Source organism: Pantoea sp. paga (genome assembly GCF_007558755.1).
Taxonomy (GTDB): domain Bacteria; phylum Pseudomonadota; class Gammaproteobacteria; order Enterobacterales; family Enterobacteriaceae; genus Pantoea; species Pantoea agglomerans.
This window is the reverse complement of sequence record NZ_VLTF01000001.1, coordinates 69,078-92,150: the sequence shown is the minus strand read 5'-3', so window position 1 is coordinate 92,150 and position 23,073 is coordinate 69,078. Positions and strand designations below refer to the sequence as shown.

Annotated in this window: 19 protein-coding genes and 1 pseudogene; 9 read left to right on the top strand and 11 right to left on the bottom strand. The window is 56.7% G+C overall.

Annotated features, from left to right (window positions below; genetic code table 11):
* Positions 1 to 33 precede the first annotated feature (33 nt).
* Positions 34 to 426 (top strand): DUF6515 family protein, encoded by a 393-nt coding sequence (locus FOV68_RS00405; protein ID WP_143990151.1) that lies wholly within the window; start codon positions 34 to 36, stop codon positions 424 to 426.
* Between the two features lie 66 nt (positions 427 to 492).
* Here FOV68_RS00405 and osmE read toward each other — a convergent pair whose 3' ends face one another.
* A complete protein-coding gene (gene osmE / locus FOV68_RS00400) occupies positions 493 to 828 on the bottom strand; it encodes an osmotically-inducible lipoprotein OsmE (RefSeq protein ID WP_010245718.1) in 336 nt (111 codons plus the stop codon).
* Positions 829 to 1,130: 302 nt separating this feature from the next.
* Here osmE and FOV68_RS00395 point away from each other — a divergent pair, with 302 nt between their 5' ends.
* The 4 genes from FOV68_RS00395 (at position 1,131) to cho (ending at position 5,155) form a co-directional block, all read left to right on the top strand.
* Complete coding sequence (locus FOV68_RS00395; RefSeq protein ID WP_143990150.1) at positions 1,131 to 2,333, top strand: multidrug effflux MFS transporter; 1,203 nt, start codon at positions 1,131 to 1,133, stop codon at positions 2,331 to 2,333.
* Between the two features lie 118 nt (positions 2,334 to 2,451).
* Positions 2,452 to 3,276, top strand: a complete 825-nt coding sequence (gene nadE, locus FOV68_RS00390; protein ID WP_010670018.1) for an ammonia-dependent NAD(+) synthetase — start codon at positions 2,452 to 2,454, stop codon at positions 3,274 to 3,276.
* Between the two features lie 60 nt (positions 3,277 to 3,336).
* Positions 3,337 to 4,227, top strand: coding sequence for an aromatic amino acid DMT transporter YddG (gene yddG / locus FOV68_RS00385; RefSeq protein ID WP_143990149.1), 891 nt, complete (start codon positions 3,337 to 3,339; stop codon positions 4,225 to 4,227).
* Positions 4,228 to 4,294: 67 nt separating this feature from the next.
* A complete protein-coding gene (gene cho / locus FOV68_RS00380; protein WP_010245728.1) occupies positions 4,295 to 5,155 on the top strand; it encodes an excinuclease Cho in 861 nt (286 codons plus the stop codon).
* 74 nt (positions 5,156 to 5,229) lie between these two features.
* Here cho and spy read toward each other — a convergent pair whose 3' ends face one another.
* The 6 genes from spy to FOV68_RS00350 form a co-directional block, all read right to left on the bottom strand.
* Positions 5,230 to 5,724 (bottom strand): ATP-independent periplasmic protein-refolding chaperone Spy, encoded by a 495-nt coding sequence (gene spy / locus FOV68_RS00375; protein ID WP_010245731.1) that lies wholly within the window; start codon positions 5,722 to 5,724, stop codon positions 5,230 to 5,232.
* A gap of 308 nt (positions 5,725 to 6,032) precedes the next feature.
* Positions 6,033 to 7,028, bottom strand: coding sequence for a succinylglutamate desuccinylase (gene astE / locus FOV68_RS00370; protein ID WP_031590492.1), 996 nt, complete (start codon positions 7,026 to 7,028; stop codon positions 6,033 to 6,035).
* Positions 7,029 to 7,078: 50 nt separating this feature from the next.
* Positions 7,079 to 8,407 (bottom strand): N-succinylarginine dihydrolase, encoded by a 1,329-nt coding sequence (astB, locus tag FOV68_RS00365; RefSeq protein ID WP_083068191.1) that lies wholly within the window; start codon positions 8,405 to 8,407, stop codon positions 7,079 to 7,081.
* Entirely contained in the window at positions 8,404 to 9,873 is a 1,470-nt protein-coding gene (gene astD, locus FOV68_RS00360) for a succinylglutamate-semialdehyde dehydrogenase (protein ID WP_143990148.1), read from the bottom strand. Before astD ends, astB begins: the two co-directional genes overlap by 4 nt.
* Entirely contained in the window at positions 9,870 to 10,901 is a 1,032-nt protein-coding gene (gene astA, locus FOV68_RS00355; RefSeq protein ID WP_031590495.1) for an arginine N-succinyltransferase, read from the bottom strand. Before astA ends, astD begins: the two co-directional genes overlap by 4 nt.
* A complete protein-coding gene (locus tag FOV68_RS00350) occupies positions 10,898 to 12,118 on the bottom strand; it encodes an aspartate aminotransferase family protein (RefSeq protein WP_010245746.1) in 1,221 nt (406 codons plus the stop codon). The genes astA and FOV68_RS00350 overlap by 4 nt, the downstream gene beginning before the upstream one ends.
* A gap of 930 nt (positions 12,119 to 13,048) precedes the next feature.
* On the opposite strand from FOV68_RS00350, the gene FOV68_RS00345 reads away from it, so the two are divergent.
* Complete coding sequence (locus FOV68_RS00345) at positions 13,049 to 14,122, top strand: porin (RefSeq protein ID WP_031590496.1); 1,074 nt, start codon at positions 13,049 to 13,051, stop codon at positions 14,120 to 14,122.
* Between the two features lie 76 nt (positions 14,123 to 14,198).
* On the opposite strand, the gene FOV68_RS00340 is transcribed toward FOV68_RS00345, so the two are convergent.
* Complete coding sequence (locus FOV68_RS00340; protein WP_143990147.1) at positions 14,199 to 15,755, bottom strand: bifunctional diguanylate cyclase/phosphodiesterase; 1,557 nt, start codon at positions 15,753 to 15,755, stop codon at positions 14,199 to 14,201.
* 550 nt (positions 15,756 to 16,305) lie between these two features.
* On the opposite strand from FOV68_RS00340, the gene FOV68_RS00335 reads away from it, so the two are divergent.
* From FOV68_RS00335 to FOV68_RS00325, 3 genes are all read left to right on the top strand, one after another.
* Entirely contained in the window at positions 16,306 to 17,850 is a 1,545-nt protein-coding gene (locus tag FOV68_RS00335; RefSeq protein WP_143990146.1) for a methyl-accepting chemotaxis protein, read from the top strand.
* Between the two features lie 322 nt (positions 17,851 to 18,172).
* The gene (locus FOV68_RS00330) at positions 18,173 to 18,667 is read left to right on the top strand and encodes a MarR family winged helix-turn-helix transcriptional regulator (RefSeq protein WP_143990145.1); all 495 of its coding nucleotides are present in this window, start codon (positions 18,173 to 18,175) and stop codon (positions 18,665 to 18,667) included.
* Between the two features lie 102 nt (positions 18,668 to 18,769).
* A complete protein-coding gene (locus FOV68_RS00325) occupies positions 18,770 to 18,970 on the top strand; it encodes a hypothetical protein (protein ID WP_223265937.1) in 201 nt (66 codons plus the stop codon).
* A 194-nt stretch (positions 18,971 to 19,164) separates the two neighbouring features.
* Here the strand turns inward: FOV68_RS00325 and FOV68_RS00320 are convergent.
* The 3 genes and pseudogenes from FOV68_RS00320 to FOV68_RS00310 all read right to left on the bottom strand — a co-directional run bounded on the left by FOV68_RS00320 (position 19,165) and on the right by FOV68_RS00310 (position 23,070).
* Positions 19,165 to 20,486: pseudogene (locus tag FOV68_RS00320) on the bottom strand (methyl-accepting chemotaxis protein).
* A 179-nt stretch (positions 20,487 to 20,665) separates the two neighbouring features.
* The gene (locus FOV68_RS00315; protein WP_186289702.1) at positions 20,666 to 22,099 is read right to left on the bottom strand and encodes a YchO/YchP family invasin; all 1,434 of its coding nucleotides are present in this window, start codon (positions 22,097 to 22,099) and stop codon (positions 20,666 to 20,668) included.
* Positions 22,100 to 22,272: 173 nt separating this feature from the next.
* A complete protein-coding gene (locus FOV68_RS00310; protein ID WP_022625770.1) occupies positions 22,273 to 23,070 on the bottom strand; it encodes a glucose 1-dehydrogenase in 798 nt (265 codons plus the stop codon).
* Positions 23,071 to 23,073: the final 3 nt, after the last annotated feature.

The following is a 23,073-nucleotide window of genomic DNA, read 5'->3' as shown; positions in this document are numbered from 1 at the left end:
ATTCTGCATCCAGTCTTATGAGGAGAACACCTGATGAAAAAGATAATCGCCTCGCTTCTGACGCTGACGCTTTTGACACCTGCTCTGGCTTTCGCTCATCCTGGCGACTGGGGCCCGCCGGGTGGATGGGGTCGACATGGCGGCCATGGGCCACACTGGGGCGGACCCGGGCCGGTGCGCTTTTTGCCTGAAGCCGCAACCGCGGTGCTGATAGGCGGACTGACCTACTATCTGCTCAACGGCAATTATTATCAGCGTCACGGCGATGAGTATGTGGTGGCAGAGCCGCCTGCAGAGTCGCGGGTCAGCAGTGAAATGCGGGTACTCGACTTTAACGGCAAACGCTTCTATGTGCAGGCTGGCCACTTCTACCAGCGGCATATCGATGGCGATTATGTTGAGGTGCCGCGCCCGGCAGGTTTGTAGTCATCGCCACAACGAAAAACGGCCCGTCATAATGACGGGCCGTTTGCTATTCAGGGGTGCTAATAGTTACTGCTGAACCTGCGGATCGGTGTCATATTCCGCACAGCTCTGGAAGCCGTAGTTCATGACACGGCCGGTGTCGTTATAGCTCACGAAGTAAGTCTGAGCTTTACCGTCGCGCTGACCCAGTACATAAGTCTGGCAGGTGCCGCGCGCGTGAACCATGGTGATTTCAGTCGAAGGCGTACCGGCGATCTGACGAACCTGATCACGGGTCATACCCTTTTTAACATCCTTTACCACTGGCTTAGTCACGTAGCTTTCCGCACGATCGTAAGTCGTACAACCAGACAGTGCAGCCAGCGTCAGCGCCGCAGCGATACATCCCATCACTTTATTCATCTTGTTGTTCCTCATTTATTGTCCATGTGGAAACAAGCCTGGAACATAAATGCTGATTTATCAAGTTTATGACGAACAATTAGTGGCCTGTCAAATGTCAGGATTTCGTAAAGAAGGCTGTTTTGCTGTCAACGCAGACGTATACTGCCCGGCAAAACAGGTACCCGATAGCGCCCCGTTTTCCGAGACCGCAACGTCATCCGCGCAGTCGCAGACTGGCGTAAATGTCACGTTACCGGACGCTGTGTTTCGCTGCCTTACCCGCTTTCTGTTTACCCCATCGCTGACAATCCCGAGGATAAATGACCCCTGTACACTCCAATCGCCTGGTTTATGCCATTACGCTGGGTCTGCTGGCCGCACTGGGCCCGCTCTGCATCGACCTCTATCTGCCTGCACTGCCACAAATGGCGCAGGATCTGCATACCGAAACCGCTACCGCGCAGCTGAGTCTGACTACTGGCCTGCTAGGTCTCGGCTTCGGCCAGCTGCTCTTTGGCCCGATGAGCGATAAGTTCGGCCGCCTGCGCCCGCTGACCCTGTCACTGGTGTTGCTGTTTATCGCCTCAATGGGCTGTGCGCTGGCGCAGGATATTAACCAACTGCTGCTGGCGCGGCTGTTCGAAGGATTAGCGGGTGCGGGCGGCGCGGTGCTGTCACGGGCGATTGCACGCGATATGTATAGCGGCCACGAGCTGACGCGATTCTTCGCTCTGCTGATGCTGGTCAACGGTCTGGCACCGATCGGCGCACCGGTATTAGGCGGCGTGCTGATGACGATTTTAAACTGGCGCGGCATCTTCATGGTGCTGGGCGGCATTGCCATTCTGCTGATCCTGCTGGCGCGCTGGAAGCTGCATGAAACCCTGCCTGAGGCACGCCGCAGTAAAGGTTCGATATTCTCCGCCTACGCGGCATTGGGTCAGGTGATTACCCATCGCCCCTTTATGGGCTTCTGCCTGACCCAGGGGTTTATGATGTCCGGCATGTTCGCCTACATCGGTGCCTCGCCGTTCGTGCTGCAACAACTCTATGGTCTTTCGCCTCAGGCCTTTAGCTTCTGCTTTGCGGCCAATGGGTTTGGCCTGGTGATTGCTTCACAGACCAGCGCACGCCTCTGTCCATTGTGGGGCGAATATCGGGTGCTGAAAGGCGGACTGACGCTGGCCTTTGTCGCCTCCAGTCTGCTGCTGCTGGCCGCGCTGCTGCATGCCCCGTTAGCGCTGCTGCTGGTGGCACTGTTCTTTACCATTGCCAGCAACGGCGTTATCGCTACCACCGCTTCGTCCCTGGCGATGCAGAGTCAGGGCCATCGCGCTGGCAGCGCCTCCGCGGTGATTGGCGTCACGATGTTCACGCTGGGTGCGATTACCGTGCCGATTACCGGCATCGGCGGCACCTCGGTGCTGAGCATGTGCGCCACCATTTTTGGCTGTTTTATGACGGCGATTCTGATGTTTAGCGTGCTGGCGAAAAAACCGCTGCCGCAGGTAAAAACTCACTGATTTCGCAACGTTTCACGGCAATCAGTTACCGCTTTGGCTTGTTGTTTTCGCAAAGGCACGTTAGCTTTAATAAAACGTTCGCATCGAGCCGACAGGCCACTGACCTGAGGAGAAGTTCATGTCACTGCAGCAGGAAATTATTGAAGCCCTGGGTGTGAAGCCCACTATCGACGCCGACCAGGAAGTACGCGTCAGCATCGATTTTCTTAAAGCCTACCTGAAACGTCACAGCGGACTGAAAACGCTGGTGCTGGGGATCAGCGGCGGTCAGGATTCAACCCTGGCGGGCGCGCTGGCGCAGCGGGCGATCACCGAACTGCGTCAGGAGAGCGGTGATAACGACTATACCTTTATTGCCGTGCGTCTGCCCTATGGTGTGCAGGCGGATGAGCAGGATTGTCAGGACGCGCTGGCCTTTATCAAACCCGACCGTTCGCTGGTGGTAAACATCAAAGAGTCGGTGCTGGCCAGTGAGCGCGCGCTGAAAGAGGCGGGTATTACGCTTTCCGATTTTGTCCGCGGCAATGAAAAAGCCCGCGAGCGGATGAAAGCGCAATACAGCATCGCAGGTATGACCAAAGGCGTGGTAGTCGGCACCGATCACGCGGCTGAAGCCGTGACCGGTTTCTTCACCAAGTATGGCGATGGCGGCACGGACATCAATCCCCTGTTCCGCCTGAACAAGCGTCAGGGCAAGCAGTTGCTGAAACATCTTGGCTGCCCGGAGCATCTCTACCTGAAGAAACCGACTGCCGATCTGGAAGATGATCGTCCAGGCCTGCAGGATGAAGTGGCGCTGGGCGTCACCTATGAGATGATTGATGACTACCTGGAAGGCAAAAGCATCAATCCTGACAGCGCCCGCATCATCGAAGGCTGGTATCAGAAAACCGAGCACAAACGTCGTCCGCCGATCACGGTATTCGACGACTTCTGGAAGTAATCCTGCCCCTCCCTTGCCGCGGCAAGGGAGGCTTCTCTCACTGACTTTGTTGATCGCTGCATGCCTGCCACCGTTTCGCGCGCGACCCTCATCGGGCTTGTCGCTATTCTGCTCTGGAGTACGACCGTTGGCCTGCTGCGCAGCGTCAGTGAAGCCTTTGGCGCCACCGGCGGCGCCGCGCTGATCTACACCACTACGGCGTGTCTGCTCTGCCTGACCCGGGGCCTGCCCAGACCCGGCACACTGCCCGCCATCTACCTGTGGCTGGGGGGCGCACTCTTTGTCGGCTATGAAATCTGTCTGGCACTGGCCATCGGGCTGGCCAGCGATCGCAGCCAGTCACTGGAACTGGGGATGATTAACTATCTCTGGCCCTGTCTGACCATCGTGCTGGCGATCCCATTTAATCAGCAGCGTTTCCGTGTCTGGCTGTGGCCAGGACTGCTGCTGTCGCTGCTGGGGATCGTCTGGGTAATGAAAGGCAGCGGCAGCGGATCACCGGCGTTGTTGTGGCAGAATATGCTGCGCAACCCGGTCGCCTATGCGCTGGCCTTTATCGCCGCCCTGACCTGGGCGCTCTACAACAATCTCACCCGCCGCTTTGCCCGTGGTTCCAATGGCGTCACGCTGTTTTTTATCCTGACCGCCCTGGCGCTGTGGCTTAAATATGCCTTCAGCGATCACACTGTGCCGATGGCCTTTACGCTGGTGCCGCTGCTGGAGGTGCTGTTTGTCGGGCTCTCCACCGCCATCGCCTATTCCGCCTGGAATCACGGGATTCAGCAGGGCAATCTGACGCTGCTGGCCACCGCCTCCTACTTTACGCCGGTGCTGTCGGCCCTGCTGGGATCGCTGTGGCTGGGCCTGACGCCGCCGCTGGCCTTCTGGCAGGGCGTGGCGATGATCACGCTCGGCTCGCTGATCTGCTGGCGGGCAACACGGTCTCTGTAACCAGACGGCTGGCGATCATTTCACCTGCCTGTTATGCTGTATGGACAACCAGTAAATGGAGTCCATCTTGGTCAGACGTTCTGCCATACTTCGCCCCGAACCCGACGCGAATGCAATTTATCAATATCCCGAACACCTGCGTGAATGGCTGGAAGGCCTGCCAAATCATCCTGGCGTCTATACCTTTCATGGCGAAAGTGAGTCGCTGCCGCTCTATATCGGTAAAAGTGTGAATCTGCGTTCGCGGGTAATGTCCCATTTCCGCACCCCGGACGAGGCGAAAATGTTGCGCCAGTCGCGGCGTGTAAGCTGGATCCCTACCGCGGGCGACCTCGGCGCGCTGCTGCTGGAAGCGCAGATGATCAAAACCCAGCAGCCGCTGTTCAATAAGCGACTGCGCAAAAACCGGCAGCTCTGTTCATTGCAGATTACCGATGGCAAACCGAATGTGGTCTACGCAAAAGACCTCGATTTCAGTCAGTCCCCCAACCTGTTTGGGCTCTATCGCAGTCGCTTCGCCGCGCTGGAACGGCTCAAGCAACTCGCGGATGAGTATCAGCTCTGTCATGGCCTGCTGGGTCTGGAAGCGCTGAGTGCGGGGCGAGGCTGCTTCCGCTCGGCACTGCGCCGTTGCGCCGGGGCCTGCTGTGGTAAAGAGCCGGTCAGCGATCATCAGGATCGACTGCTGGAGGCGCTGGAAAACGTGCGGGTGTTCTGCTGGCCGTGGCAGGGTGCCGTGGGGCTGGTGGAAGAAGGCAAAGAGATGACGCAGATCCACGTTATCGACCACTGGTTCTATCTCGGTTCGGTCAGCAGCATGGATGAGGCCAGAAAACTGCAGCGGCCCAAAGGCGGTTTTGATCACGACGGCTACAAAATCCTCTGCCGCCCGATTCTGTCGGGTGCCTACCCTATTCTGCCGCTATAAAAAAAACCGCCGACGCTGCCCACTCACCTTCAGTGGACAGCGCCGGCGGTCTTAGACCGTTCGCTTAACGAGTGTTATTCAGCCGGTTCTGCTGGCGGTGCCATTTTGCCCTCGTGCGGGCCTTTCTCAGTCAGACGCTTTTCAAAGTTAGCGTTGTACTGTTTCTTCTGCTCCGGCGTCAGCACGTTATAGAGCTTGTTCTGGGTTTCCAGCATCTTCAGCGCATGCTCTTTGGCATTGGCGGACATTTTCTCTGCCTGCGCTTCTGCTTTGCTCTGGTCGAAGCTGTCAGAGGCAATAATGCTGTGGGCCGCACGACGCTCGTCCAGTGACGGGCGTTTCATATCTTTGTGGCTCTCTTTCATGATGTCGCGCATCTGAGTTTTCTGCGCGTCGGTCAGGTTCAGACCTTTAAACATCATCTCCATGCCGTGGCGCATTGGCGGCTTGTGCATCGCTTTTTCGCTGCCTGCTGGCGGTGGCGTCAGGTTGTCAGCGGCTGCATGGACGGCGCTGGCTGCACCAAACGCCAGCGAAGAAGCCAGTAAAAGGGAAGTCAGTTTGCGCATAATAGTGTCCTTATAATTCATGATAATGACGACAGCACTCTGTCGCGTCTTCGGAAACAAGCATACGACGCTGAACGTCAACTACTCAGAGTCTGAGTAAAGCCGTGAAAGCATAAAAGATAAAAATCGGGCAATCATGAAGAGAATAAGAAGAAAGGCGTGAGGAATTGAAAATGTTTATGAATTTAAAGCGAATTTGGCAGAAATCATGGAGGAGTGTAAGGGTTACGACAGGAAAGCGGAAGCCGATCTTCCACTTTTCCTGTCGGTTTTTTAGCGCCGATGGTCTGCGCTGTTAACAACCGCTATCAGACCGGCAGCGCCTGGGTCTGTTCGCTCTCTTCAATCAGCATCAGTCCGGCACGCAGCCCGGCGGCCACGTTAGGGTTAGGGAAAAGCACATACTCCCGCGCCTGCTGCACGTAATAGCGGGTGCGACCATCTTCCGCCAGCAACGTCCCCTGTGGAAACGCGGTAAAGTTCAGCGTTTCCGGCGACATATGCAGCGTAAAGTGCTCACTCAGTCGGGTGATCTGCTGCGCGACCCGATAGTGACGCGGTTTAACCGCTGCCGCAGGCAGCGCTTCGCCATAGAGTAAAGACGCCAGCGCCTGCTGTGCCGCACTGAACTGACTGAGGTCGTTTTCGCCAAACGGCAGCGCTTTGCCCAGCTCCAGGGTACAGCTGGCCGCACCGAAGTGCTCGCAGCTGAAGTGGGTAAAGGTGCCGCCCGGCGAGCGATGGAACACCAGCGCTTCCAGCCCGGCAGCGGCCAGCCAGTCAAGAAACGCGGGCGGCCAGGGGCGTTCATTGTGCGGCATTACGCCGAACTGAGGATGATAAGAGCCACGAATAGCCGTGTGCATGTCGAGATGCCAGCGCGTTTCATCGCACTCGCCCAGCTGCCAGAAGGTCTCCAGCGTCTGCTCCAGCCGCAGCACGCGGCGTGCCTCATCACCATCATCAATCTGCTGCCAGCGTCCGCCAAACAGCCGGTTAATGTCATAACGCACATAGCGCTTACCAGCGCGTAGCGCTGAGGGGTTACCCAGAATCACCAGCATGCGCTGCTGTAATGGCTTTTCGCCCCGCAGCAGCGGATTAACCAGCTGGTTTACCATTTCTACCGGGGCTGTTTCATTGCCGTGGATCCCGGCAGAGAGCACCAGCGCCTGTTTAACCGGCACCGTCGGCTCCATCAACAGTATGCCGTGATACAACCATTGCCAGCGAAGATGCGCCGTTTCACCACTACGCTTACGCGGCACCTCGCCGGAGAGCGTTTGCTGTAAAAAGTCCTGCATCGTTCCTCCTTTTCGCCCTGAGCAGGCGGCAGCCTGTGCTGCCCCCTCCTTCACTGCTGAAATGCATATACATTTCCTAAGTCTAGCAGCTTCGTCAGTTCATCCAGCGCGTCGCGTCCCTCACGCAGCAATTGTGGGTCGACCAGATCGGCCTGGGTCAGGCGATCGCGGTAATGACGGTCAACCCAGTTATTCAGCGTGCTGAAGAGCCGATCGTTCATCAGTACCGCCGGATTCACTGCCTGCTGCTCCTGTGGTGTCAGCACCACCCGCAAACGCAGGCAGGCTGGACCACCCCCGTTATACATGCTTTCGCGCAGATCAAACACCTTCAGGGCTTTGAGTGGCGTGTCAGCCTCAACCTGTTCACACAGATAGCGCCAGACACCCGGATGCTGACGTGACTCCTCCGGCAGCACCAGCATCATGGTGCCGTCGGGACGGCTCAGCAACTGACTGTTAAACAGATAGGTCTCTACCGCATCTTTCACTGACACCCGATTTTCCGGCACTTCCAGCGCCACAAAACCGGGAACGCGCGACCGAAGCTGCGCCAGCAGTTCAGGCTGATTAACAAAGGCGTGCTGGTGACAGAAGAGCATCTGCTGGTTACTCACCGCAATCACATCGTTATGGAACACGCCCTGATCGATCACCGCAGGATTCTGCTGCGCATACAGCACGCTTTCCGGTGAGAGCTGATGCAGACGGGCGACCGCCTCGCTGGCTTCCAGGGTCTGACGTGCCGGATAGCGCTGCGGGGCTTTGCCCTCATGGCTGCTGTCGCGGCCATAGACAAACAGCTGCACGCCGCGCTCACCATAAGCGCCGCCCAGCCGGTTATGGTTCGCCGCCCCTTCATCGCCAAACATCGCCACCTGCGGCAAAGCATCATGCACCGCAAAATGGCGATCGTCGCGGAAGATGGAACGCAGCAGCCAGGCCGTTTCCGGTGCTTCTATCGCACGGTGGAATTTGTTGTTGAGGTTCGCCACCGTCAGGTGAACCCGGCCATCAAGGCTGTCCGCTGACGGCGAGACCGTGGCAGCATTGGCGACCCACATCGCCGAGGCTGAACTGACGGCGGAGAGTAAACCCGGCGCAGTTTTCCCGGCCGCAGCCAGCACCTGCTCATCGCTGCCACCAAAGCCGAGCTGGCGCAGCGCCGCAATATTGGGCCGCTCATGCGGCGGGATCACCCCCTGCACATAGCCCATATCGGCCAGCGCTTTCATCTTGAGCAACCCCTGCTTTGCCGCCAGACGGGGGTTCGACGGCTGCAGTTGATTGCGGGTCGAGGCTTCGTTGCCAAACGACAGCCCGGCATAGTGGTGCGTTAACCCCACCAGCCCATCAAAGTTGGCCTCGGTTGCCTTCATGACGTCGTCTCCTGGGTGGAGAAATCGAGGCCCGGCGACAGCGTGGCGGGCAGCGTCAGGTCAGGCGTCTCCAGCGAGGCCATTGGCCAGGCGCAGTAATCCGCCGCATACCAGGCGCTGGCGCGGTGGTTGCCCGAGGCACCAATGCCGCCAAACGGCGCGGTACTGGCTGCGCCGGTCAGCGGTTTGTTCCAGTTAACGATACCGGCACGTGCTTCAAGCAGCAGCTGATCAAACTGCTGACGTGACGGTGAGATCAACCCACACGACAGGCCGTAACGGGTCTGGTTCGCCAGCGCTATCGCCTCTTCAAATGTCTCATAGCGGACTACGCCTAACAGCGGACCAAAGACCTCTTCATCCGGAATGCCCTGCACGCCGGTTAAATCGATAATACCTGGCGTCAGGATGGCACTGTGGCGATCCGGCCAGCGCATTTCCAACAGCACCTCGCCGCCCGCCTCAACCCGCCGTTGCCACTCACCCATAATCTTCTCTGCCGCGCCGGTGGAGATCACGCTGCCCATAAACGGCTGCGGTTCAGCGTTCCAGGCGGCGGGTTGCAGTCGCCCCGCCACCTCCACCAGCCGCCGCAGAAATGCATCCCCTGCATCGCCGCGTCTGACCAGCAGACGCCGCGCGCAGGTGCAGCGCTGACCAGCGGTAATAAAGGCTGACTGCAACGTGATGTTGACAGCCGCATCGGTGTCCGCCGGATCTTCAACAATCAGGGCATTGTTACCGCCCATCTCCAGCGCCAGCATCTTTTCAGGCTGACCGGCAAACTGGCGATGCAGCTGATAGCCGGTATGGGCGCTGCCGGTAAACAGCAGGCCATCAATCTGCTGACAGTTGGCCAGCGCCTGACCGGTCTCACGTCCGCCCTGTAACAGTGCCAGCACGCCGGCAGGCAGGCCCGCAGCCAGCCAGAGCTCAACGGTTTTTTCGGCGGTCAGCGGCGTCAGTTCACTGGGTTTAAATACCACGCAGTTGCCCGCCAGCAGCGCCGGAACGATATGGCCGTTTGGCAGATGTCCCGGGAAGTTATAGGGACCAAACACCGCCAGAACCCCATGCGGGCGGTGGCGCAGCGAGCTTTCGCCTTCATGCTGCTCACCGGTGCGGCTATGGTATGCCTTCACCGAAAAGCCGATTTTGTTGATCATCGCGCCCACTTCGGTCAGCGCTTCCCAGCGCGGCTTGCCGGTTTCACGGGCGATGGTTTCCGCCAGCGCCGTTTTATGCGCCTCAAGCCCGGCGGCAAATTTTTCAACGATCGCCTGCCGTTCCGCCAGCGGGCGTCTGGCCCAGGCTGGAAATGCGTCGCGCGCCGCCTCGCAGGCTGCGGTGGCCTGAGCGGCTGAGGCCGCGTGGCCCTGCCATAACGTCTCGCCGCTGACCGGATCCGCTTTCGTCAGAATCTCAGCATCACCGTCCAGCCATTGTCCATTTATCAGATGTGTCATGCTGTTTTCTCCTCTTTGCAGAGCGTCACCACGCGCAGGCTGTCGCCCGGCTGGCAATGGAGCGCCTGCATCTGTTCATCCGTGAGTTGCACGCTGTCGCTGTCAGCCTTTGCCGGAATCAGCGCCACACGGAACTGGCGATAATCGCTATTGGCAACCAGACAGAGCGGGCCATCAGCCGGGTTTTCGCCCCGTTCTGCGCTGCGCAGCCGGCTTTTACGCACGGCGCGGATATGATCGATGTCGCACTCCAGTGTCGGGCCGCCATCAAAAATGTCGACATAATTGAGGTAGCGGAAGCCCTCTGCTTCCAGCACCGCCCGCGCAGGCGCGGTTTGCGGATGGACCTGTCCAATCACCGCCTGCGCTTCCGGTGTCAGATAGTCGATGTAGAGCGGATGTTTCGGCATCAGTTCAGCGATAAACGATTTCTGTCCGGTACCACTAAGGAAGTCCGCTTTGCTGAATTCCATTGAGAAGAAGCGGCTGCCAACGCTCTCCCAGAACGGCGAATGGCCCTGCTCATCGCTGACGCCACGCATCTCGGCCACCACCCGGTTCGTGAAACGTTCACGGAAATTGGCCATAAACAGGAAGCGTGACTTCGACAGCAGATAGCCGTTTTTGCCATCACGGTAATCGGGATCGAGAAACAGCGTGCAGAGCTCACTGCTGCCGGTATGGTCGTTACTCAGCGACAGGGTGGGCAGCGCGGCATAAACATTCAGCTCTTTTGAGGCGTGCACCTGGGTACCGACGCGAAAGTTGTACCAGGGATCCTGCAGTCCCACCGCCACCTCAATGGCGCAGATGCCGACGGCGCGGTTATCTTCGCTATCGGCCAGCACAAAGACATAGCCCTGCTCGGCACGTGGCAGAGAATCCTCCCAGGTCTGCAGCGATCGATCGATACGCGCCTGTAGCGTGGCGCTATCGACCGGCAGCGAGGTCAGCCCGCCACCGGTTTTGCCCGCCAGCGCCATCAACTGGCTTAAGTCATCGCGTTCAACCGGACGGATTACCATCATGATGTTGACCCTCGCACCAGGCTTTCACACACCTCGGCAAAGCGGGCCATGCCCAGCTTCACTTCCTGCTCACTGATATTCAGCGCCGGGGCAAAACGCACCACATTGGCACCCGCAATCAGCACCATGACGCCCATTTCCGCGGCGGCAAGGTTGATCGCTTTGGCTTTACCGGCAAAATCGTCGCTGAGCACCGCGCCAATCAGCAGGCCAAGACCTCGCACTTCTTTGAACAGATGCAGACGCTGGTTGATCTCATCCAGTGCCGCCACAATCCACTGGTGACGTTCTGTTACACCCGCCATCAGTTCAGGCTGGTTGATCAGCTCCATGACTTTACCTGCCACTGCGCCCGCCAGCGGATTGCCGCCATAGGTGGTGCCGTGGGTGCCAACGCCCATCACCAGCGCCAGATCTTCGCGCGTCAGCATCGCACCAATCGGGAAGCCGCCGCCCAGCGCTTTGGCGCTGGTGAGCACATCCGGCGTGACGCCATAATGCATGTAGGCATAAAGCGAACCGGTACGGCCAACGCCGCTCTGCACTTCATCAAAAATCAGCAGAGCCTGATGCTTATCACAGAGCTCACGCAATCCACGCAGGAACGCCGGATCGGCAGGCAGCACGCCGCCTTCACCCTGAATGGGTTCAACAATGACTGCGCAGGTATGGTCATTAATCAGTTCAGCCGCCGCAGCCAGATCGTTAAACGGGGCATGCTGGATCTCTGGCGGCAGCGGCGCAAAGTCTTTTGAGTAAGCGGGCTGACCACCAGCTGTTACCGTAAACAGGGTGCGGCCATGAAATGCATTCTTAAACGCCACGATGCCACTTTTATGCGGACCGACACGATCATGTGCCACCTTGCGCGCCAGTTTCAGCGCCGCTTCGTTCGCCTCCGCCCCGGAGTTACAGAAGAACACCCGGTCAGCGAAGGTGGCATCGATCAGCTGCTTCGCCAGTCGCAGGATCGGTTCGTTGGTGTAGCCATTACCGGTGTGCCATAAACGTGCGGCCTGTTCCTGCAACGCCTGTTGTAATGCCGGATGCGCATGCCCTAACGCATTGACAGCAATGCCACCGGCGAAGTCGATATAATCTTTGCCGTTTTGATCCCAGACGGTGGAGCCTTCCGCGCGAACCGGTATAAAAGTCGCAGGCGCATAAACCGGCATCATCCATTGATCGAAATCGTGACGTGAAACGTGCAGTGCCATAACCCACTCTCCTGCTTTACTTTACCGGCCGGGTAAAGCTTATGTTTTAAAATTGTTAAAAGATGTTGTAGTGCAGCCCTACTGTAGAGTGCAGTTAACGTGCCAGCCAGAGAATTAATGCATAAAATGGTCTTCACGACGTAATATCAATGAGTTACATGCTGACAATATTCACTTAATTTGCATATATAGTGAATAATTGTCTGATTGCAGCGCCAGAACCGGGTTTTAAATAGCGGAATTATGCATTCACGGGATGAAATATCGCTTTTGTGATCGCTGATAAATTATCTCTCCAGAAAAGCCCCTCCACTGCCCTGTTTTAGCGCAGTTTGCCTCGCGATGGTGCAGCGATTACGCGGGGAAATTCGTCCGGAAATGTCAGAACAGCCTGGCTTTATTTAACAAAAGTTTTTCATTTCCCCCTGCAGACACATTAATCCACGTATCTTTTTCAGGCTATTTTATAAACAGGGTGATCAATATTTAATCAGCGACTCTGAATATTATTCCGGAGGTGATTATCGGGCCAGAAAGAATATTCCATAAAGATGAACAAATATTAATACGCAGACTAATGGTTAGGATAAAAGCCTTATAAGGTTATTCTTATCGGATAATCATCCATAATTTAATCAGGGGCTATATTGATTTAAAAACGTACAAAAAAAGCCCCTTTAAGACCACTATTTAAATGATTAAGCTATTGATAAAGATAGATATAAAATCAGATTACTCATAATTACTTATTAGAAGAAAATCTTATTGCTTTACTATTTAATCTTCTGTTCCTCGCTGTTATCCATCAGCTGAATATAGACATCACATTTTGTTACTTTTATTGCACTTTGTACTTTTATCTTTTTGTGTCATTTTCTTTTCACCCCACATCAGGGGAATAATAATTAATGAATACAGGGTAATAATTAAATGATGAAGCGCACTTTACTGGCGGCTGTCATGCCGTTACTGATCGGTCTCTCCTCCGCGCAGGCCGCAGAAGTTTATAACAAGGATGGCAATAAGCTGGATCTGGTCGGCAAGATTAACGTATCACACCTCTTTTCTGACGATAACAACAACGATGGTGATACCTCCTCTTATGCCCGCTTTGGCTTTAAAGGCGAGACAAAGATTACTGACCAGCTTACCGGCTACGGTTTCTGGCAGTATCAGTACAGTCTGCATAACTCCGAGGGCAGTGACGCACAGGCCACCAACCGTACCCGTCTGGGCTATGCTGGCCTGAAGTTTGGCGAGGCAGGTTCGCTGGATTACGGACGTAACTACGGCCTGGTCTATGACGCGCTGAGTTATACCGATATGCTTCCGTTCTTCGGCGGCGACTCCGGTTATACCGACGCCTTCCTCTCTGGCCGCTCAACCGGTGTGCTGACCTGGCGTAACAGCAATTTCTTTGGTCTGGTCGACGGCTTAAACCTTGCCGCGCAGTATCAGGGCAAAAACGATCGCAGCAGTAACATTGACGGCGTACGTCGTTCTAACGGCGACGGCTTCGCCCTCTCCGCTTCCTATGACTTCGATTTCGGCCTGAGCTTTGCCGGCGCGTTTGCCAGCCTGGATCGCACCACGGCGCAGAACGCTGCCGCACGCGGAGAAGGCGAAAAAGCCCAGCACTGGGCGACCTCGGTGAAATATGATGCGAACCAGGTCTATCTGGCTGCTATGTACGGTGAAACCCTGAATGCCACGCCGATAACCGGCGGTTTCGCTAACAAAGCGCAGAACTTTGAAGCCGTGGCGCAGTATCAGTTCCTGAACGGCTTCCGTCCATCCGTGGGTTACGTCTCATCCAAAGGCAAGGAAATTGAGAATATCGGCGATGCCGACATCATTAAATACACCGCCGTGGGTGCCACTTACTACTTCAACAAGAACATGTCGGTCTATGGTGAATACCGCATCAACCTGTTGAAAGATAACAATCCGCTTCGCCTGGCGACCGACGACATCACAGCCCTGGGTCTGATTTACCAGTTCTGATGTGACAGCGGGCCCGGCTCTGAACGCCGGGCCCGTTTATTGTTTTAATCCCGGCCACAGAGAGTGTTACGCGCTTTCAGCCCAGCGACCTGACTAAGCTAACGGCCACCGCCTCTTCCTGCATCAATTCCTCCACGTTAGCGGACGCCAGCAGCGTGGTGGCCTGCCCGGCAGGTACCGGACGGCTGAAGAGATATCCCTGACCGTAATCACAGCCGCGCTTTCTCAGCCACCTCAGCGTGGCGACATCCTCAATGCCCTCTGCAGTAATAATCACATTAAGCCCCTGACAGAGTGCCAGCAGCGTTTCCACCACTTTTCGCTGCTCAGATCCGGTCACGATTCCGGCGATAAAGGTCTGGTCAATTTTGATTTTAGTAATACCCAACCCCAGCAAAACCGACAGGTTGGAGTAGCCGGTGCCAAAATCATCCAGCACCACTCCGATACCGGCCTCTTTCAGCAGACGGATCGCCTGGCGGGCATCATCAGATATGGCCATGACATTCTGTTCGGTGATTTCAAGTTCCAGCATTACCGGCCCGGCATGCTGCATAATACTGGACAGACAGCTGGTCAGCGACGGTCTCAGCAACTGCTCCGGGGTAATGTTCAGCGACAGGCAAAGGCCGGCTGGCCATGCCCGGGTTGCACTGACAGCATCCTGCAGCAGCGCTACAGTCATGCTGTCCATCAACCCCAGCCGCTCCACCACTGGCAGAAACTCTGCAGGTGAAACCGTCTGACCGGACGCAGTGATCCAGCGCGCCAGTATCTCAAAGCCGGTAATGTTACCGGTGCGCAGTGAAACCAGCGGCTGCAGAAAGGGAACGATGGCGTGACCGCTAACGGCGGCAACAACTTCCTGCTCCAGCCTTTCCCGCTGGCGAAAGCGCAGCTCCATGTCCGGGGAGAATCGTGCCAGACCGGCGCACTTATCCTGCTTCGCCTCGTACAGCGCCAGATCCGCCGCCCGCACTACATCGGCATGACCCGTGCAGGCTGAACTGGCAATGCCTGCGGAAAGGCTCAGGAAGGTGTGCGGACCGGTCCGGATGGATGCCGCATGCTGGCAGAGGCTTTCGGCGGCGGCAAGCGCCTGCTCTGCCTGTGAAGCCTGGTCAACAATGGCAAATTCATCCCCGCCGATGCGAAACACCTGACTCCCGGTACCCGCCGAGGCGATCAGCAGATTGGCCAGCGCGACCAGCGTGGCGTCGCCCTGACGATGACCGTTCAGATCATTGATATTCTTAAAGTCATTGATGTCGAGCAGCGTCAGGGTGTAGGGCGTCCCGTCGGCATCAAGCGCAGCAATGTGTGCAGTGAACGATCGGCGATTCATGACCCCCGTCAGCGCATCAGTTCCGGCCAGCCTGAGCGCATTTTTTTCCGCACGCAGCGTGTTGCGGATCAGACCTGTGATAAGCAGCGCCGGAATAATCATTGCCAGTCCGGCAAACGAGGTGGAGGTCAGGATAAACCGTAGCCGCTCGCTGGTTTCAAAATCGGGATCATAGCTCAGGCCTAGCAGGCTGGAGATCCACGCCTCGAGCCCGAATTCCCACAGCGTGGAGAGTAAAATGATGGTCGCAATATTCAGCATTGCGAGCCAGAAAAGTTTCAGGCGCATGCGTTAGTTCCCGGTGATGGAAAGTGTCAGAGTTTTGTTTTAATTTTCAGTAAGAAACCGGGGCGTACTTCTCATACAATGCCTGCTAAGCAGCCGGCAATTATCACCCCTCCGCTATTTTTACTCATCGCATTCGCACGTTCTCACCCGCCTTACGGCAGTGAGACAGACGTTCTGCGAAGCCCGATGCGTCTCGGTTACGTCATCAATGTCGAATAGTGTTCTATCGGCAGCAGCGGCCAGATTAACAGGGCCGTCCGGTTAAATTTGTGCATTACGGCGGTTTTGACGGGTTACGCCGCTGGCGTATCGCGCCGCTGCACCGCGCGAAAAGGCGTACACTCGCCAGGCAATAAACAGCGATTTATCAGGATATTGGCCGGATTTTTACTCTTACCCCGAATATAATTTTTGAACTAAATGGGTGAGAAGGCGTGCGATTTTTAATCGCACGAAATTAAATAGTGATCAATTTAGTTAAACGTAACTCTCCAGAAGTGCTCTCTCCTGCCGATACCGGTTTATCCAATAAACTTTCCCGGAAAGAGAGATGAAAATTTCAACGCGCCTTAGCGCAGGTTTTGGCTTGCTTATTCTGCTGTTTATTATCTGTACCGGCACCGCGATTCACGCGCTGGATAGCGCTCGCGATGGTATGGATGAGGTGGTTAATGTCCGTTTGAAAAAGTACCAGACGGTGCTGGATATGCGCGGTGGCGTGCGGGATATGGCAATCGCGGTGCGTAACCTTGCTCTGCTGACCGATCCTGTTGCTATGAAGCCAGAATGGGAACGTCTGCAAAAACAGCGGGCGCTTTATATCAGCAACCGCGAAGCACTCTCAGGCATGATGCAGACCGACTCCGGACAGGCTGGACGTGAGGCGATGAGCAGAATCGAGTCCACTGAAGAGGCCGCCCTCTCCACGCTGATGACCGCCGGAAAACTGGGGATGGACAATCGTCAGCAGGAGGTCACCGACTATCTGTTAAAGGTGGCGCGTCCGGCTCAGCAGATCCTGCTGAAGGCGATAAACGATCTGACCGAGCTTGAGATGCGCAGCAGCCGGGATGCGGTGGTGGATAACGGCATCGCCATCGCCCGCACCACCTGGATACTGATCATCCTGGCGGTGCTCTCCGTGCTGGCTGCCGTCGTCACCTGCGCGTTTATTGTGCGGATACTGATGCGTCAGCTGGGCGGCGAACCGGTGCAGGCTCAGATGCTGGCTGCTGCGATTGCCGCCGGTGATCTCACCTCGCCGGTCACGCTGCGCCGTGGCGACAGCACCAGCCTGCTTGCCTCGCTCAGCGGCATGCAGACCAACCTGCGCGAACTGGTTACGCAGATTAAAGGGGCATCCGCCTCGGTGGCGCTGGCGGCCGATGAGATTTCGCAGGGCAATACCGAGCTTTCATCCCGTACCGAGCAGCAGGCTGCTGCGCTGCAGGAAACGGCCGCCAGTATGGAGCAACTCACCGCCACGGTAAAAAGCAACGCCGCGGGCGCGCATCAGACTGCCGGTTCAGCGCGCGAGGCCGCCACCCTGGCCCATGCGGGCGAAGCAGATGTCCAGCGCCTGTCAGAAACCATGCATGACATTTCGCTGAGTGCCGTTCGGGTGCGCGATATTACGTCGGTGATTGAAGGCATCGCTTTCCAGACCAATATTCTGGCGCTCAACGCCGCCGTCGAAGCGGCACGCGCCGGTGAAGAGGGTCGCGGATTTGCCGTGGTCGCGGGTGAAGTCCGCTCGCTGGCCCAGCGCAGCGCCACCGCAGCACGCGACATTAAGCAGCTGATTGAGCAGGCCGTGACGCAGGTCGAAGATGGCGTGACCGTGGCGGCCGGAACGGGTGAGCGCATCCTGAAGATTGTCAGCCGCGTCGGTGAACTGGCCGATGCCATGGACAACCTCTCCCTCTCCTCCGGAGAACAGATGCAGGGCATCTCCCAGGTCAGTATTGCGGTGAGTCAGATGGATGGCGTCACGCAGAATAACGCCGCGCTGGTGGAAGAGTCCTCTTCTGCGTCGCAGTCACTGCTGGCCCAGGCGCGCGACCTGCGCGGCATGGTAGAGACCTTCACCGTATAAGCCCTATCGGCGGGCGGCTTCAGCCTGGGTTAAATGCTGAAATTGTCCTGCCGATCTTCGCGGCGTTGCACCCGGCGCACGTTGCGCGCAAGGGTTGCGACCGGTTATATTGACTTCAATTTAATTTGACTCAATACTGTGCCGACTTTCAATCGGCGTCGCAGCTAAAGGCTTTTTCTCCCGCTGCGATAGCGCTTAAAGGTCTGGTGTTGTAAACCAGAAAAGAGATGCTGCCGAAATCAACATCTCCCCGAGATACTATTCGCGAGACTTCACGGCTGTCCAACAGCCTGGGGTCTGGCTGTCCCACCCCGGACTCAGAATGAGTAAAGATATGAATGATGAACCCGCGGGGTTCTCCGATACGCCTCCCGCCAGTGCAGCGCCTGAAACCATCGACCAGTTTCTCTGTTTTGCGCTCTACTCCGCCTCACTTGCCATGACAAAGCTCTATCAGTCGCGGTTAAAACCGCTGGGTCTGACCTATCCGCAATATCTGGTGCTGCTGGTGCTGTGGGAAAAAGATCGCCTGACCGTCTCTGATATTGGTGCACGCGTCCGGCTTGATTCCGGCACGCTCAGCCAGCTTCTGAAGCGGCTGGAAAGCGCGGGCATTATCTGCCGCCAGCGTGACATGGGAAATGATGAGCGCCGGGTGCTGGTCTCTCTGACAGAACAGGGCCACCAGCTTAAAGTCGCGGCGGCTGGCGTCCCGGCTGATATGATCTCGGTGATGGATACCGCCTGTAGCGAACTCGGTGATCTGACGACTCAGGTGGCAACGCTGCGTGAAAAGCTGCTTAAGGCCCTGCCATGATGCCGGCTTATCATAAACCTGTGAGCAGGCTGATAAAGCTGAATCGCCTGAGTGTTGCCCCTTCAGATGCTATTCAGCAGAACGGTTGCGCTGGAGTTTCTATTGAGTACTGATAAACCGGCAGATATGGCTGACGTCCATGCCGTAGTAGGAGAGGCTGTGTCGAGCCTGCTGAAGTCAGGCAAGACGGCAGGCATACAGGAAATAATCGCATTCCTGCAGCATCAGCAAGCACGGTCGGTAAACGGTCAGCGAGAGGTCTACGCCAGAGCCGTGCGTATTGTGATGGCCATGATTCGCTGAAGTGTCACTGACCGGCTGAACGACGGCTTTTTAATCGCCTGAACACCTATCAGCTGCGATATTTTTGCGCGGAATACATAAAAGTCCGGGTGCAGCCGGGCGGTCCTGTTTAACAGCATAACACTCGCCTGTTAATTCCTTTTAGGCAGGACCACCCCTCTACCGGCCCTTTCATCCGCCCGGCTTAAACGCCTTTATTCACCCTGTGCCGCTCGGGCAACCTCTTTCACGGCATTCTCCACGCGCTCTGAATCTTTCTGAATGCTGGCAATCACCTCTCCCGCTTCACGCATCAGCATAACGCCCTGACTGGTACTCGCCAGCGAGGTTTCAATCCCCGCAAAACCTCTCTGGCCAACTGATTATTCCCCACCACTACCCGTTCAATCTCCTCAGTCGCGCTACTGACTGAGGCTGCCAGGTTACGGACTTCTGCCGCCACCACAGCAAAACTGCGGCCCGATGAGCCTGCCCGCGCCGCTTCAATAGCGGCATTAAGTGCAATAAGTCGGGTCTGCATGGCAAAACGTCTGATGGTTTCAACCATGCCATCAATGCTGTCAGACTGGCTGTTAAGGCGGGTAACATCTGCCGACACAACGCTCATCTCTGCGGCAATCTGGCTGATCATCTGAATGCTGTTGTCGATAACATCCGCACCCGCCTGTGCGCTTCCCCGCGTCTGAGCGGCCATATTCCATGCCTTTAACGCCGCATCAGATTCCTGCTGATTACGTAGCACCTGTTCCGTAACATCGCTGGCGAATTTAACAATTTTAGTGAGCTGTCCGTCACTGTTAAACACCGGATTGTAGGTCGCTCTGAGCCAGAGCGGTTCGCCACGCCGGTTAAGGCGGGGAAACTGACCCGAGAAGAATTCGCCCTGATTCAGTCGCGCCCAGAACTGGCGGTATTCATCGCTCTGAGAGAGGCTCTTTGAACAGAATAACCGGTGATGCTGCCCTATTACCTCAGTAGCCTGATAACCAGTGGCCTTGAGAAAGTTGTCGTTTGCTTCGAGTACGTGCCCGTCAGGGCTGAAGGCGATCACCGCCATGGAGCGGCTGATGGCATTAATGATCGACGTCTGCTCCAGGGATGACTGCATCCTTTCAGAAATATCAGCGGCAATTTTAATAATTTTAAAGACCCTGCCGCGTCGGTCAGTCACCGGAATATAGCTCGCCTCAAGCCAGACCGGACGCATGCCGCTGGCCAGCCGCAGAAATTTGTCACTGTAGCTTTCGCCTGCCGCCAGGCGCTGCCAGAACCGTTGATATTCTGGTGAGTTAACCAGTGCAACCGGACAGAACATGCTGTGATGCTGACCCACGATTTCATCTGCCCGGTATCCCATGGTGGCCAGAAATAGCGGACTGGCTTTCTGAATAATTCCAGCAGGCGTGAACTCAATTACGGGCATAGCGCGCCCCAGCGACTGGAATGACGCGGCAGAATGCAAGCCACGCTGACGATAAAAAGAAGGGAGAAGGCATTTCAGAAAATTCAGACGCATCAGCAGGACCAGAAGAAGTTGGAATTGCTGTAGTTATCGGCATTCAGGCGACGCGCGTTATACATCGCTGTGATAGTCGCGGCTGATGATTGCAACATGATGTTACTGGTAGCGCGGTGCAGGATCGGCCCGCCCACAATCCGGGCAAACACATCCGGCAACGTGCGTCGTTCTGCTCGCTACAGTGTGGCGCCACCGGGAGCCATCAAATCATAGCGATCGTTCTGCGGGGCCTCGTCCACGGTCATCGGTGGCTGAATTTTCAGGGTGATCCAGTTAGAGGTCACACGCTGCTGCTTGCTGTCCTCCAGCGTTACCGACAGGCGATATTCGTTGCTGGCGTCTGGCGACGGATCCCACTGCGGTAAGATCACACTCCAGCCCTGCGGATCGGCGTTACTGGCAGGAGGTGTCAGGCTCAGCGCCTGCGTATCGCCCTGCCAGCTTACCGCCTTGATAGTATTGCTGGCGCGCACCTGCAGCTTCAGCGGCAGACTCTCGCCACTGCTTAACTGCCAGGGCGGTGTGGCCAGAAACACGGACAGCGTTTTGCGCTGACGGAAAGCGAGCACCGGCGTATCACTGCGGGTGACGGTATCGTAACGGCTGCCGCGCAGGGAGTGCGCCTCAGCGACGTTTCCGGCATCGAGCTGACGTCGCAGCGCCACGCCAAAGCGATAGTTGAGTTTCAGCCCCAGCTGATCCTGGCTCTCACCGGCGCTGCTGGTTTTATGGGTAGCAGACAGCGTCACCAGCGGCACGGGGGTGTAAGAGAGACCAAAAGACATGGCGGAGGGATTGTGATAGCGGTTGCCGCTGTTAAACAGATCGACATTCTCACCCAGATATTGCTGATAGCTCACCGAAACGCCCAACTGACGATAAAAGGGCAGATAGCTCTGGCTGGTAATATCGTAGCCGCGCGCCATGCGCTGCTGCTGCGAATCGTCCAGATTTTTCCAGCCGGAAAGCGGCTGATAGTAGTTGGCCGAGAAGCGCATTGAATCGCTCCACGCTTCCGTGCCCACAGAGGCGCGCTGCAGACCGCTGCTGAACACGCGGTCAACAAAGCCGTTGTAACCCAGCAGCCAGTCACCGGCATCCCAGCGTTGCCCCAGTCCCGCATTGCCAACCAGGCCATCGCCGGTATCGTGCAGACCAAGCTGGCTGAAGGTGAGCCGGCTGTTTTCGTCGGCCAGTGCGCTGAAGAGATCGCCGCCGGTGCCAGTGAAGTTTCCGTTCATGTCGACTTTCAGATCCAGCTGCGCGGTGCCGTAAGGGGAAAGCAGTGACTGCCCTTCGCTCTCAACCCGATCGGCCACTTCATCGCGCAGATGATTGAACGCCCAGACGCCCGCCTGCTGACCAAATGTGACATTGCTGTCGCTGTTGTTACTCGCTTCACCGATACTTTTGGCCACGGCCGCCAGCTTTTTGCTCCACTCTTCATCCTGATCGCTGGCACCGCCGAGCGTCGGCAGCGACTGACTGTAGCGCGCAGGATCGTCGAATGGCGTCTCTGACACCGCTGTTTCAGTCTGAAAAGCGCGGGCGCTCTGCGTGGCAGTCAGCGACAGCGCAATCAAAGAGAGAACCCCTGTTTTCCGTATCATGTCACCCGGCACATTGATTAGTTCGTAGCTGCAATTAAAGAAAAATCATCAGCTATTACCTTAACATATTGTGACGGCGATGCAGGACAGCAGCGGCGAATTGTGCATATAACAGAAAAGTCCGGGTCAGAAAAAGGCCTGCGTTTACAGCAGGCCTGCGATCTCTCACCGCATCAGGAGAAGATTAAACCGCCATCCACATTGATGGTCTGCCCGGTGATGTAGCGCGCATCCTCTGATGCCAGAAACGCCACCAGGCCGGCAACATCTTCCGGCTGACCGGCACGCTTCAGCGGAATGTTTTGCACCCACTCCGCCATCAGCTCCCCTTTGCCGTAGGTTTTCTCCTCGCTGCTGAGGATCTCGCCCCAGACGCGATCGTTGTAATCCCACATCTCACTCTCAATGATGCCGGGACAAAAAGCGTTGACCGTAATGTTCCACGGCGCCAGTTCCAGCGCCAGACTCTGGGTAATGCCTATTACCCCCATTTTACTGGCGGCGTAGTGCGGCGTGTAAATAAAACCCTGTCGTCCCTGTCCCGATGAGGTGTTGATCAGGCTGCCGCTGCGCTGCTGCACCATATATTTCGCCGCTTCACGGCAGCAGAGCCAGACGCCGGTGGTGTTAACCGCCAGAATCCGCTCAAAGTCGCTTTTCGGCATGGTGTCGAAGCGGTCGATGGTGATCACGCCCGCATTCTGTATCGAGACGTCGATCTGACCAAAGCGTTCAAAGGCCTGCTGATAGAGCTGCTGCACCGCAGCTTCATCCGTGACATCGACCTGCAGCGCCAGAATCTCACTGCCATACTGCTGCTGAAGCTGGTCAGCTGTAGCGAACACCCGGTCAGCATTCGACACCATCACCAGCCTGGCCCCGTCGCGGGCGAAACGCGCCGCGATCCCGGCCCCGATGCCACGACAGGCACCGGTTATCACCACTGTTTTTCCACGTTGTTCGCGGCTCATAAT

What these genes read in the sequence shown, in the direction of transcription:
- FOV68_RS00405 (WP_143990151.1), top strand. Translation starts at nt 34, where the DNA reads ATGAAAAAGATAATCGCCTCGCTTCTGACGCTGACGCTTTTGACACCT.
- osmE (WP_010245718.1), bottom strand. Translation starts at nt 828, where the DNA reads ATGAATAAAGTGATGGGATGTATCGCTGCGGCGCTGACGCTGGCTGCA.
- FOV68_RS00395 (WP_143990150.1), top strand. Translation starts at nt 1,131, where the DNA reads ATGACCCCTGTACACTCCAATCGCCTGGTTTATGCCATTACGCTGGGT.
- nadE (WP_010670018.1), top strand. Translation starts at nt 2,452, where the DNA reads ATGTCACTGCAGCAGGAAATTATTGAAGCCCTGGGTGTGAAGCCCACT.
- yddG (WP_143990149.1), top strand. Translation starts at nt 3,337, where the DNA reads ATGCCTGCCACCGTTTCGCGCGCGACCCTCATCGGGCTTGTCGCTATT.
- spy (WP_010245731.1), bottom strand. Translation starts at nt 5,724, where the DNA reads ATGCGCAAACTGACTTCCCTTTTACTGGCTTCTTCGCTGGCGTTTGGT.
- astE (WP_031590492.1), bottom strand. Translation starts at nt 7,028, where the DNA reads ATGCAGGACTTTTTACAGCAAACGCTCTCCGGCGAGGTGCCGCGTAAG.
- astB (WP_083068191.1), bottom strand. Translation starts at nt 8,407, where the DNA reads ATGAAGGCAACCGAGGCCAACTTTGATGGGCTGGTGGGGTTAACGCAC.
- astD (WP_143990148.1), bottom strand. Translation starts at nt 9,873, where the DNA reads ATGACACATCTGATAAATGGACAATGGCTGGACGGTGATGCTGAGATT.
- astA (WP_031590495.1), bottom strand. Translation starts at nt 10,901, where the DNA reads ATGATGGTAATCCGTCCGGTTGAACGCGATGACTTAAGCCAGTTGATG.
- FOV68_RS00350 (WP_010245746.1), bottom strand. Translation starts at nt 12,118, where the DNA reads ATGGCACTGCACGTTTCACGTCACGATTTCGATCAATGGATGATGCCG.
- FOV68_RS00345 (WP_031590496.1), top strand. Translation starts at nt 13,049, where the DNA reads ATGATGAAGCGCACTTTACTGGCGGCTGTCATGCCGTTACTGATCGGT.
- FOV68_RS00340 (WP_143990147.1), bottom strand. Translation starts at nt 15,755, where the DNA reads ATGCGCCTGAAACTTTTCTGGCTCGCAATGCTGAATATTGCGACCATC.
- FOV68_RS00335 (WP_143990146.1), top strand. Translation starts at nt 16,306, where the DNA reads ATGAAAATTTCAACGCGCCTTAGCGCAGGTTTTGGCTTGCTTATTCTG.
- FOV68_RS00330 (WP_143990145.1), top strand. Translation starts at nt 18,173, where the DNA reads ATGAGTAAAGATATGAATGATGAACCCGCGGGGTTCTCCGATACGCCT.
- FOV68_RS00315 (WP_186289702.1), bottom strand. Translation starts at nt 22,099, where the DNA reads ATGATACGGAAAACAGGGGTTCTCTCTTTGATTGCGCTGTCGCTGACT.
- FOV68_RS00310 (WP_022625770.1), bottom strand. Translation starts at nt 23,070, where the DNA reads ATGAGCCGCGAACAACGTGGAAAAACAGTGGTGATAACCGGTGCCTGT.